This is a genomic window from Polynucleobacter sp. UK-Mo-2m-Kol15, assembly GCF_018881505.1.
GTDB lineage: Bacteria > Pseudomonadota > Gammaproteobacteria > Burkholderiales > Burkholderiaceae > Polynucleobacter.
The window spans coordinates 1,941,120-1,952,856 of record NZ_JACVQC010000001.1; the positions used below are offsets into that span (position 1 = coordinate 1,941,120).

The following is an 11,737-nucleotide window of genomic DNA, read 5'->3' on the forward strand; positions in this document are numbered from 1 at the left end:
TAATGTTTTAACAATGCGCTTAACGATTGTTTCTGTTGGTCACAAAATGCCGGAATGGGTTGCAACTGCAACCCATGATTACATTAAGCGCATGCCCGCTGATTGCAGTATTGAAATCAAGGAGATTAAACCTGATCTCAGCCCAGCCAAAGAAGCCGTCAAAATTACAGCAGCCATTCCTAAGGGCTCTCGTATCATCGCTCTTGATGAGCGCGGCAAAGATCAAACCACGCAAAATTTAGCAACTCAATTAGCAGGCTGGCGACAAGAAGGTTTTGACATCACCTTTTTAATTGGTGGTGCTGATGGACTAGACCCCAGCCTCAAAGAAAAGGCCCAAGCGATGTGGCGCCTCTCAAGCTTGACGCTACCCCATGCAATGGCAAGAGTCTTGCTAGTCGAGCAACTCTATCGAGCCTGGACCATCCTGCAAGGCCACCCCTATCACCGCGAGTAAGTTATTGATGTTTTCCTATATTTATCTTGCATCACAAAGCCCTAGACGCCAAGAGTTACTCAAGCAAATTGGCATCCCATTTGAAATGTTGACTGCTGCCCCGGGCGAAGATACAGAGTCTCTTGAGATCGCCCTGCCCCATGAAAAGGCTCGTGACTATGTTGAGCGAGTCACATTTGCTAAAAGTTCTGTGGCATTAGCGAGGTGGCAAAACAGCGGCAAACCTTGGGCGCCAATCTTATGCGCTGACACTACCGTCAGCTTACCCGGCAACCCCGCCGGCGAAATCCTCGGAAAACCTAAGGATGCTGCTGATGCTGCACGTATTCTGCAAATGCTCAGCGGTAAAGTGCATGAAGTATTGAGCGCAGTTGTACTGGTAATCGACCCTAAAACTAGCCCCCTTTGCTTGGTTCAAGTTTCTGAGGTGGAGTTTGCCCACCTTACCGAAGTACAAATCACCAACTACATTCAGAGTGGCGAACCCTTTGGTAAGGCTGGGGCGTATGGCATTCAAGGTCTTGGCGGGGCTTTTATTCCCTCAATTAAAGGCAGCTATAGCGGTATCATGGGATTACCTATTTTCGAAGTTAATCAATTATTGGATTTCGCTAAAGTTGCCCGCATATGAATGAAGAAATTCTGATCAATATCACCCCCCAAGAAACACGGGTAGCATTAATTCAGCAAGGCGCCGTTCAAGAACTTCAAATTGAGCGCACGCGTCAACGCGGCATTGTTGGCAATATCTATTTGGCTAAAGTAGTACGAGTATTGCCTGGCATGCAATCTGCTTTTATTGAGATTGGTTTAGAGCGCACTGCATTTATGCACGTTGCCGATATCACTCAAAATAACCCTCAAGCACAAATCGAAAAATTACTCTTCGAGGGGCAAAATGTTTTAGTGCAAGTTCTCAAGGACCCTCTAGGAACAAAAGGTGCGCGCCTCACCACGCAATTAAGTATTGCCGGCCGTAATTTGGTTTACCTCCCGCCAGCTGGAACAGATGCGGCCACAGAAAAGTATATTGGTGTATCTCAACGCATTGACCAGCCCGAAGAACGAGAAGCCATCAAGGCTCGCCTTGCAGGACTCATGCCTGCCAATGAAAAAGGCGGAATTATTGTGCGCACTAGCGCACAAGATGCCAGCGATACGGAGCTTGAGTACGACATGCATTACTTGCGTACTACCTGGGAAAAAATCCGGGAGGCCGTGAATCATCAGGCTGCACCTAGCCTACTCTATCAGGATCTCAGTCTGGCCGAGCGCGTATTGCGTGATGTTGCTGGGGAGGAGACAACGCAAATTCGAGTGGATTCTGCAGAAAACTTTGAAAAGCTAAAAGGATTTGCTGCGCTATATATGCCAAATCTGATAGACAAACTCACTCTTCATCGCGGCGAGCGTGCCCTATTTGATTTATTTGATGTCGACGCTGAGATCAACAAAGCGCTTGGTAGAAGAGTGGATCTCAAATCGGGTGGCTATCTCATGATTGATCAAACCGAGTCCATGACCACGATTGATGTCAATACCGGAAGTTATGTGGGTGCACGCAATCTGGATGACACCGTATTTAAAACGAATCTTGAAGCAGCTCAAGCTATTGCTCGACAACTGCGCTTACGTAATCTTGGTGGTATCATCATCATCGACTTTATTGACATGTTGAGCAAAGATCATCAAGAGTCGGTTTTACATGAACTCAATCGTAATTTAGATCGTGATCATGCGCGAACCTCAGTAAGCGACTTTTCCTCGCTCGGTTTGGTGGAGATGACGCGCAAGCGTACTCGAGAATCACTCGCTCATATTACTTGTGAGCCATGTGCCACTTGCCAGGGCAAGGGCGAGGTTAAAACTGCACAAACTATTTGTTACGAGATTTTGCGGGAGATTGTGCGCGAGCATCGCCAATTTAATCCACGGGAATTTAGGATCGTAGCTGCCCCTGATGTGATTGATCTTTTTCTAGAGGAAGAAAACCAGTTTTTAGCACAACTCGGTGATTTCATTAGTAAACCGATCAAGCTGCAGGCCGAAGGAAGCTTCCGCCAAGAGCAGTACGATATCGTTCTCAGTTAATTATTTTACGAGGCTCTTTTGAATATATTACTGACGGGCGGCATGGGTTATATAGGCAGTCATACCGCCGCCCTTTTAGCGAGCGCTGGCCATCGAGTGCATATTTATGACAACCTCTGCAATAGCAATATTGGGACCCTAGATCGCATTCAGAAAATTGCCTCACAAGTGATTGGATTTACAGAGGGAGATGTTCGGGATACCGAAAAACTCACCAAAGTACTGCGCGACGAAAAAATTGATGCGGTCATTCACCTTTCTGGATTAAAGGCCGTAGGCGAGTCATCTCAAAAGCCAATTGAGTACTATGCAAATAATGTGCAAGGTAGCATTAGCCTCATACAGGCGATGCAGGCAGTCGGTATTAACACCTTGGTATTTAGCAGTAGCGCTACTGTTTATGGTGACCCAGTTTATCTACCCTACGATGAAGACCATCCAACTAACCCAACCAATCCCTATGGTCGCAATAAACTCCAAGTAGAAGAAATTCTGAGAGATCTTAGTGCAAGTGATAGTTCCTGGAGAATTGGCTGCCTGAGATATTTCAATCCAGTCGGCGCCCACGAGACTGGACTGATAGGAGAGGATCCCAATGGTATTCCAAATAATTTGATGCCAGTCATTGGACAGGTTGTTAATGGCAAACTTCCATTACTCAATATCTTTGGGGATGATTATGAAACCCATGATGGCACAGGCAAGCGCGACTATATTCATGTGATGGATCTTGCAGAAGGCCATTTAGCAACACTAATCTGGCTGCAAAGTAATCTCGGCTGTCATACTTTCAACTTGGGTACCGGGTCTAGTTACAGCGTACTAGACCTACTAAATCGCTTTGAGGAAGCCAGTGGTCAGAAAATCCCACGCCAGGTGGTTGAGCGTCGGCCAGGCGATCTTCCCGAGTACTATGCCAAGGCCGATAAAGCCGAGAAAGTGCTTGGATGGAAAACCAAAAAAACGTTATCGGATATCTGCAATAGCTCTTGGCTTTGGATCAAAAACTCCAAGAAGAGTTAAGTCTCAGAGATTAAGCATTGGAGAACTGGATACGATGCAAGTTGGCATATAAGCCATCTTTAGCAATTAACTCCTCGTGCGAGCCATTCTCAATGATATGACCATGCTCTAGCACGACAATCCGATCTGCATGCTCAATAGTTGATAAGCGATGTGCGATTACCAAAGTAGTTCTGCCTGCCATTAAATGCTCTAGAGCATCTTGAACCTGACGCTCTGATTCAGAATCCAATGCTGAAGTGGCCTCATCTAAGATAAGAATAGGTGCATCCTTGTAAATCGCCCGCGCAATCGCTAAACGCTGACGCTGACCGCCAGATAAACGATTACCGTTATCGCCAATTTGCGTATCAATTCCCTCAGGCATCTCTCTCATCAGTGCGGCTAAATTAGCAGCCTCGAGAGCCTCCATCACACGCCCACGGTCAATACCCTCGAGACCTACAGCACCATAGGCTACGTTTGCAGCAATACTGTCATTAAATAAAATGACATCCTGACTCACAAAAGCAATTTGTTTACGCACATCGGCTAGAACAATATTCTCAAGCGGAATATCGTCTAAGAAAATTTGCCCGCTAGTGGGTTTGAAGAAGCGAGGCAATAAATTTACTAAGGTAGATTTTCCTCCGCCAGATGGGCCAACAAAGGCAACCACTTCGCCAGGCTTAATATTCAAATTGACGCCGGTGAGGGCATCCTTGCGTCCAGCCTCTTGTTGGTAAGAAAACCCAACGTCTTCAAATCGAATCCCACCTCGAGTTTTGTCAAGAGTCGTCATATTCTCTTTGCGGGATTCATCCTCCTCAAAGGGTTGATCCATGAGCGAGAAAATCATTTCAGCAGCAGTTAAGCCACGCTGCAAGGGTTGATTGATATCAGCGAGGTGCTTAATCGGCGAAATCACTAACATCATGGCGGTAATAAAGGCAGCGAAACCTCCGACAGTAGTACCCTCGGAAGCTGATTGCATCAGGGCAATCACTAGCACGATCGACAGGGCCATAGAGGCAACCAATTGAGTGATTGGTTGATTCAAGCCACCCGCTACCGCAGACTTCATGGCAAATTGACGCAATCGTTCCGCCTTCTGCATGAAGCGTCGCATCTCGTATTCTTCGGCGCCATGTACTTTCACAATCTTATATCCAGCTGCAGACTCTTCAACGATATAAGCCAACTCGCTAGTTAGGGTCTGCTGCTCACGATTTAAAGATCGCAGACGCTTATTAATTTTGCCCATGATGAAAGCAATGATGGGGAAAATAATCAGGACAACTAAAGTCAGTTGCCAATTTAAATAAATGAGATACCCAATTAAGCCGACCACAGTGAGGGAATCCCGCACCAAACTAATCAACATTCCTCCCATAATAGAAAGAACGTTATTCACCTCAAACACAACCGCATTAATTAAATTTGATGCAGAATTCTTTTGAAAAAAAGTAGTAGATGCATTTAATAAGGTTTGGAACATCTGTTCACGTAATTTAAGCAAGACGGAGTTAATTACGCGAGTTAGCAAATAATTTGATAGAAATTGGGCCAAACTGCGAACCAAAGCTAAACCCACTAAGAAAACAGGAACCTGCCAAAGTTTGTCATCCATCTGCCCAGTAAAGCCTCGATCCAGCAAAGGCTTCATCAGGGCGGGTATCGAGGTTTCAGCTCCTGCCACCAAGGCCATGGCCAATAAAGACCCAATAATCAGGCGAATATGGGGCTTGAGGTACTGAATTAAGCGATTTAAGGAGGTACGGTCTTGAGCATTCATATAATGAATTATGCCCACCTTATCCGTCATACTCATTACTCGCAATGAAGAGGCCAATTTGGCCGACTGTTTGGCGTCCCTAGACGGGATTGCCGAGCAAATCGTGGTGGTTGATACCAATAGTACCGATCTCACCCTACAAATCGCTAAAAACCATGGTGCCGTGATTGTCCAGCCAGCAGATTGGCCTGGTTTTGGCCCCCAAAAGAACCGTGCCCTCGAATTAGCAACTGGAGAGTGGGTTCTCTCTCTGGATGCAGACGAGCGCCTTACCCCAGCCCTTAGAAGTGAGATTCTGACTGCGATTAATCACCCAGCCCAAGTGGACTGTTTTGCAATTCCACGTCTTTCTTGGTATTGCGGTCGATTTATTCGTCATTCTGGCTGGAACCCAGATTATGTTGATAGATTATTTAAGCGGGGTAGCGCCCGCTTTTCAGATGATCTGGTTCATGAACGCTTAGTCCCCAATGGCCAGGTAGCCAAACTGGAAAACCCAATGCTGCACTTCAGTTTTATGAACTTCTCACAAGTTCTGCAAAAAATTGATCGCTATTCAACGGCCTCAGCAGAACAAGCTTTTGCTAAAGGCAGAAGAAGCAATCCTTTTAAAGCAATTCTGCACGGCTTATGGGCATTCATTAGAACTTATTTTATTAGAGCGGGATTTCTAGATGGCTACCAGGGCCTTGCATTAGCAATCTCCAATGCTGAAGGTAGCTACTATCGTTACATAAAAATTTGGCTCATTCAAAACCAAACAGAAAAATGAAGATCAGCGTTATTGTTGCAACCTACAACAGAATCGATGCACTCGATTTTGTTTTGCAGTCCCTAGAAACCCAAACCGACCCTGAATTTGAAGTATTAATTGCGGACGATGGATCTAAAGTAGATACCAAGAATTTTATTGATAACTTCATGCTGAAGTCTAAGCTGCAAATGAAGCATATCTGGCATGAAGATTTAGGGTTTCGTTTAGCCTTGATTCGCAATCTGGCAAGCGCTGAGGCCTCCGGCCAGTACTTTATATTTCTAGATGGAGACTGCATTGTGCAGCCCGACTTTGTTTCACAACACCGCAAGTTAGCAAAAAAAGGTTATTTCACTACTGGTAGTCGAGTGTTGCTCAATGAGGAATTAACCAAAAATATTCTTTCTTGGCCCCGCTGGGACTTCAATCAATTTACAAATCAGCTGTTAAGTTATCGACTCTCTGGTGGGATTAATAAATATTGGCCACTCAAAATTAAACTCAGAGCAGGCGTTTGGCGACACTATAAGAAGTTTGTCTGGCGCCGCATCAAAGGATGTAATTTAGCCTGCTGGAAAGAAGATGCCTTGGCCATTGGCGGCTTTGACGAGAGCATGACTGGCTGGGGGCATGAAGATGCTGATTTTGTTTTCCGGCTACAAAATAGAGGTTTGATTCGTCAATCTGGGTCATGGTCTACAGAGGTATTGCACCTCTACCATCGCATCAACGATCAATCTAATGCTGCAGAAAATGCGCGTCGCGTACGTGAAAAAATTCTAGCTAAAGCACAGTAGGTTTGAGTTACATTAGCCCCATGCCCGTATTCTCAGAACTAAAACCTAAGAAAATTTTATTTATTGCGACACGCCAAATTGGGGATGTCCTTGTGACTACGCCACTAATCTCACAAGCACGAGAGCTTTGGCCTAATGCTGAGTTTCACTTTTTAGGATATCGTGGCAAGCTCGAGATGCTCAAGGGCAATGCCGATATCACCCAGACGATTGAAACTTCAGATCGACCCAAGCTCACAGAATATCTTTCCTTATTTTTTAGACTCTTTCAACGTTACGACTTAGCTGTAGTGACGCAACCGAGTGACCGCGCCTATTTTTATGGTCTAGTAGCAGCTCATCGACGAGTAGGAGTCTTAGGTGGTCACCCTCAAGGTATCACGGAACAAGATAAGGCAAAAAGAAATAAAAGTGATAAACAGAATGCCTGGAAAAAATCCATTTGCTTGCATACAGTTGCTGTAGATTATTTTGCGCAACATGTCATTACGGAAAAGCTTCGTCTGCTTGAGGTCTTTTATCGACAACCACAAGATCTATTTAGCAAGCCTATTTCTGTCAGTGCGCCTACTGGTGATCCGATTACCCCCAGTATTGCAACTCAAATTCATTCGCCTTATGTGGTGGTGCATCCCGGACCCTTAACTGCTTACAAGCGTTGGCCGCTTACCTATTGGCAAACATTGCTAACGTGGATTACACAACAAGGTTGGCAAATTGTACTGAGTGCATCTTCTGCTAAGCAAGATCTTGAACTCAACAAAGATATTCTTTCATTGCTTGATGAAGATACGCGTAAGCAGATTGTGGATACCGCTGGTTTACTTTCCATCCCGCAAGCGGGTACTCTGATTCGTGGAGCGCTTGCCTATGTTGGCGTGGATACCTCAATCACACACCTAGCAGCAGCATGTAATACGCCCACTATTGCTTTGTTTGGTCCTACGCCACCCACTAACTTTGGACCATGGCCTAATGGATTTGTTGGCAAGCAGCCTTATCAATTAAGAGCGCGCTCGCAAACAGTTGGTAATGTCACCATTTTGCAAGGGCCTGGTGAATGCGTCCCCTGCCGCAAAGCAGGCTGCGAAGATCGCCCAAGTAGTCATAGTGAATGTTTGGATCAGCTAGATCCAAATCAAGTTATAGAAGCGCTGCAAAGTGCCATAAATAAAACAGCCTAACTGGCTTTGTCTAAAGCAATTTAGTGGTACTGAACCTGAACAGCATGGGATTGCTTGGCTGCTAAAATTTGATACAAGCTATGTAAGCAAGCATCGTCCGGATAGATGCGCAAATCTTCCGGGAACTGCATTAGACAAGCGCCACCACTTGTAGTGACAGCAGCCGTTAGCATCAATCCTTTCAAGCCCTCGCTACTACTTGACCCAGTTGCAGCCGCAGGCCCCAGCTTAGGGTCTCGGACGCGATTACTCATGAGATAGGGGTTAATTTGACTCCGTAAGGACTTAATATCAATCGCAGAATCAATAGATAGGTGTACGTTACGCGCAAAACGCATTCGAGCGCCAGTGATATCCATCACTGCCTCAGAGACTATTCGCATCCCACCAGAAAACTTATCAGGAGTGACATTAACCTTAGCCACTAGCAACTCATCTTCCTTAAGCCAAGAACGATTAGGTTCATAAACTTCGCTATATAGCGTCACCTCAATTGCAGCGGTGCCATCATCAATCGTGGCAATCATCATGCGGCCACGCTGTCCTGTCAACATTCGGGCAGAAGTAATAATGCCAGCGATTAATTGGTCCTTACCCTCTGTCACCTTAGCTAAGGGCTGGCGTATGAAATGTGCAGTCTCGTCACGATAGGCATCAAACATATGACCCGTGAGACAGAGGCCTAAAGCACTTTTCTCATCCTGTAAACGTTTCTTTTCAGACCACGGCAGTTCGCGCACCAACTCCGGTAAGTGACGATCATCTTCTCCTGCCACCTCAAACAAGCTCACTTGATTAATTGAAGCCTCAGCCTGTTCTGCTGCCTCAATTGCGCGCGCAAGAGAAGCCAATAAAGTAGATCGAATATCGTAAAGATTTCCATCACTTGGAATGGCGTCTTTATACAAACTGTCAAAGGCACCGGCACGCATTAATGCTTCAATTGCCCGACGGTTCACCTGTCTACGATCCACGCGTGCGCAGAAATCAAATAAATCCTTAAACGGTCCACCAACTTCACGCGCCTTCACAATAACTTCGATTGCTGCTTCACCAGTGCCCCTTACAGCACCTAAACCATAACGTATATGGCTGATTGGGGAATCAGGGGCAGCATCTGGCGCACGTAATGGCGTGAATACATAAACACCAGTATTAATGTCGGGCGAGAACACACGAATCTGATTGGCTAAGCAATCGTCGTACAGAATTTTGACCTTATCGGTGTCATCCATTGCAAGCGATAAGTTGGCCGCCATAAATTCAGCTGGATAGTATGCTTTCAGCCATGCAGTTTGGTATGCCAAGAGCGCATAGGCAGCTGCGTGCGATTTATTAAATCCATAGCCCGCAAAACGTTCCATCAAGTCATAGATCTCATTGGCTTTGCCCTCTGAAATCCCGCCTGCTTTTGCACCATCACTAAAAATCTTTCGATGCTGCGCCATCTCTTCTGGCTTTTTCTTACCCATTGCACGACGCAACATATCCGCGCCACCAAGAGAGTAGCCGCCGATCATCTGGGCCATTTGCATTACCTGCTCTTGGTAGACCATGATGCCGTAAGTTTCTTGCAGAACAGGCTCAATACGGGGATCTGGATACTCTACTTTTTGACGTCCATGCTTACGCTCAATAAAGTCTGGAATCAAATCCATTGGGCCTGGACGATAAAGCGCGACGAGCGCAATAATATCTTCGAAACGGTCAGGTTTAGCTTCACGAAGCATGCCTTGCATGCCTCGACTTTCCAGCTGAAAGACCGCGACCGTATTGGCATTCTTTAAAACTTCAAAAGCTTTTTCATCATCGAGTGGAATTTCACCGATATTCCAATCTTGACGGTCGGCATGTAGCGTCTTAATCCACTTCTCAGCAGCTGCCAAAATCGTAAGCGTCGTTAAACCCAAGAAGTCGAACTTCACTAGACCGATCGCCTCGACATCATCCTTATCAAACTGGCTAATGACTGAGCCGCTCTCCTGATCTTTAGAGTCTTTTGCTTCTTGTGTGTAGAGCGGACAGAAATCCGTTAAGCGCCCGGGTGCAATTAACACGCCACCTGCATGCATGCCAACGTTGCGAGTCATTCCCTCTAGCTGTTGCGCAAGAGACAGTAGTTGACGTACCTCATCTTCATTCTTTTCGCGCTCGCCTAATTGCTTCTCTTCCTTCTTCGCCATTTCAATAGTCATGTACTGACCCGGCTTATTTGGAATCAGCTTAGCGATACCATCAACGAAGTTATAGCCTTGTTCAAGTACGCGACCCACGTCACGAATTGCTGCCCTTGCAGCCATCGTTCCAAAGGTAGCAATTTGGCTAACCGCATCTTTTCCGTACTTATCTTTTACGTACTGGATAACGCGATCGCGCCCATGCTGACAGAAGTCAATATCGAAATCGGGCATGGATACCCGCTCAGGATTTAAGAAACGCTCAAAGAGCAAGTTGTATCGCAGAGGGTCCAGATCGGTAATGCCTAGTGAGTAAGCTACCAAGGAGCCTGCACCAGATCCACGACCAGGGCCAACTGGTACACCATTGTTTTTTGCCCAGTTGATGAAGTCCGCAACAATGAGAAAGTAACCCGGGAAACCCATCTGAGCAATCGTCTTTACCTCAAAGACCAAGCGCTCATGATAACGAGCACCTTCTTTAGCGCGCTCTGATGGATCAGGGAAATTGCGCTCCATATGGCGCTTTAGACCAATCTCTGATTGCTGTAACAAATAATCATCGAGCGTAATGCCTGGCGGCGTTGGGAAATCTGGTAAACGAGGTTGACCCAGTGTCAAGGACAGGTTACAACGCTTGGCAATCTCTACTGAGTTTGCAAGCGCCACTGGTAAATCTGCAAAGCGCTTTTCCATCTCCTCCTGAGATAGGAAATATTGCTCTTCATTGAATTTTTTGATCCGACGAGGATTGCCTAGGAGCTCGCCCTCCGCAATACACACCCGCGCTTCATGGGCCGTGAAATCACTACATTGCATAAACTGCACTGGATGCGTAGCAACAATCGGCAAATCCAATTCATTGGCAAGATGACAGGCAAGCTGCAACTGCTGCTCATCCTGAGGATGGCCGCCGCGCTGCACCTCAAGATAAAAAGAATTGGGGAATAACTTTGCCCATTGCTGAGCGGCAATTTTGGCCTGATCTTCTTGGCCAGCTAAAAGTGCGGAACCAACATCACCCCAGCGTCCGCCAGATAGCGCAATTAATCCATGAGCCAGCGTTCTTTTTGCTGCTTTATCTTCAGCCTTAGAAGCGGGCTCACTAAACCATTTGAGATCTACCTCAGCCCTACCTCGGGATTGATTCTCTAGTGAGGCTTTACTCAATAACTGGCATAGGTTGAGATAGCCAGAGTGGTTTTGAACCAAGAGTAACAAACGATAGGGTTGATCGGGATCCTGTGGGTTACTCACCCAAATGTCTGCACCTGCAATCGGTTTAATTCCGCCAGAACGTGCGGCGCTGTAAAAACGGACCAAGCCAAATAAATTACTTAAATCAGTGAGCGCTAGGGCTCCCATGCCATCTTTCTCAGCTGCAGCTACCGCATCATCAATGCGAACGACACCATCCGTAATTGAAAACTCGGAATGGAGGCGAAGATGAACAAAACGGGGTGAAGCCATGAGATCATTT

9 protein-coding genes are annotated in these 11,737 nt (G+C 46.2%); 7 read left to right on the plus strand and 2 right to left on the minus strand.

From position 1 onward, the window contains the following. Positions 1-13 precede the first annotated feature (13 nt). Genes rlmH through galE form a run of 4 tightly spaced genes read left to right on the plus strand, consistent with a single transcriptional unit; the run spans position 14 to position 3,571 of the window. Complete coding sequence (gene rlmH, locus ICN43_RS10005) at positions 14-457, plus strand: 23S rRNA (pseudouridine(1915)-N(3))-methyltransferase RlmH (protein WP_216199432.1); 444 nt, start codon at positions 14-16, stop codon at positions 455-457. A 7-nt stretch (positions 458-464) separates the two neighbouring features. Then, the gene (locus ICN43_RS10010) at positions 465-1,088 is read left to right on the plus strand and encodes a nucleoside triphosphate pyrophosphatase (protein ID WP_216199433.1); all 624 of its coding nucleotides are present in this window, start codon (positions 465-467) and stop codon (positions 1,086-1,088) included. Then, positions 1,085-2,548: a ribonuclease G gene (rng, locus tag ICN43_RS10015; RefSeq protein ID WP_216199434.1), complete on the plus strand. Its 1,464-nt coding sequence runs from the start codon at positions 1,085-1,087 to the stop codon at positions 2,546-2,548. The genes ICN43_RS10010 and rng overlap by 4 nt, the downstream gene beginning before the upstream one ends. Positions 2,549-2,566: 18 nt before the next feature. Continuing rightward, positions 2,567-3,571, plus strand: coding sequence for a UDP-glucose 4-epimerase GalE (gene galE, locus ICN43_RS10020; RefSeq protein WP_216199435.1), 1,005 nt, complete (start codon positions 2,567-2,569; stop codon positions 3,569-3,571). Positions 3,572-3,581: 10 nt separating this feature from the next. On the opposite strand, the gene msbA is transcribed toward galE, so the two are convergent. Continuing rightward, entirely contained in the window at positions 3,582-5,345 is a 1,764-nt protein-coding gene (gene msbA / locus ICN43_RS10025; protein WP_216199436.1) for a lipid A export permease/ATP-binding protein MsbA, read from the minus strand. Between the two features lie 10 nt (positions 5,346-5,355). Here msbA and ICN43_RS10030 point away from each other — a divergent pair, with 10 nt between their 5' ends. The 3 genes from ICN43_RS10030 (at position 5,356) to ICN43_RS10040 (ending at position 8,080) form a co-directional block, all read left to right on the plus strand. Then, the gene (locus ICN43_RS10030; RefSeq protein ID WP_216199437.1) at positions 5,356-6,117 is read left to right on the plus strand and encodes a glycosyltransferase family 2 protein; all 762 of its coding nucleotides are present in this window, start codon (positions 5,356-5,358) and stop codon (positions 6,115-6,117) included. Further along, positions 6,114-6,896, plus strand: coding sequence for a glycosyltransferase family 2 protein (locus tag ICN43_RS10035; protein ID WP_216199438.1), 783 nt, complete (start codon positions 6,114-6,116; stop codon positions 6,894-6,896). The genes ICN43_RS10030 and ICN43_RS10035 overlap by 4 nt, the downstream gene beginning before the upstream one ends. A gap of 92 nt (positions 6,897-6,988) precedes the next feature. Then, positions 6,989-8,080 (plus strand): glycosyltransferase family 9 protein, encoded by a 1,092-nt coding sequence (locus ICN43_RS10040; protein WP_370623179.1) that lies wholly within the window; start codon positions 6,989-6,991, stop codon positions 8,078-8,080. Between the two features lie 20 nt (positions 8,081-8,100). On the opposite strand, the gene dnaE is transcribed toward ICN43_RS10040, so the two are convergent. Further along, positions 8,101-11,727, minus strand: coding sequence for a DNA polymerase III subunit alpha (dnaE, locus tag ICN43_RS10045; RefSeq protein WP_216199442.1), 3,627 nt, complete (start codon positions 11,725-11,727; stop codon positions 8,101-8,103). Positions 11,728-11,737: the final 10 nt, after the last annotated feature.

What these genes read in the sequence shown, in the direction of transcription:
- rlmH (WP_216199432.1), top strand. Translation starts at nt 14, where the DNA reads ATGCGCTTAACGATTGTTTCTGTTGGTCACAAAATGCCGGAATGGGTT.
- ICN43_RS10010 (WP_216199433.1), top strand. Translation starts at nt 465, where the DNA reads ATGTTTTCCTATATTTATCTTGCATCACAAAGCCCTAGACGCCAAGAG.
- rng (WP_216199434.1), top strand. Translation starts at nt 1,085, where the DNA reads ATGAATGAAGAAATTCTGATCAATATCACCCCCCAAGAAACACGGGTA.
- msbA (WP_216199436.1), bottom strand. Translation starts at nt 5,345, where the DNA reads ATGAATGCTCAAGACCGTACCTCCTTAAATCGCTTAATTCAGTACCTC.
- ICN43_RS10030 (WP_216199437.1), top strand. Translation starts at nt 5,356, where the DNA reads ATGCCCACCTTATCCGTCATACTCATTACTCGCAATGAAGAGGCCAAT.
- ICN43_RS10035 (WP_216199438.1), top strand. Translation starts at nt 6,114, where the DNA reads ATGAAGATCAGCGTTATTGTTGCAACCTACAACAGAATCGATGCACTC.
- dnaE (WP_216199442.1), bottom strand. Translation starts at nt 11,727, where the DNA reads ATGGCTTCACCCCGTTTTGTTCATCTTCGCCTCCATTCCGAGTTTTCA.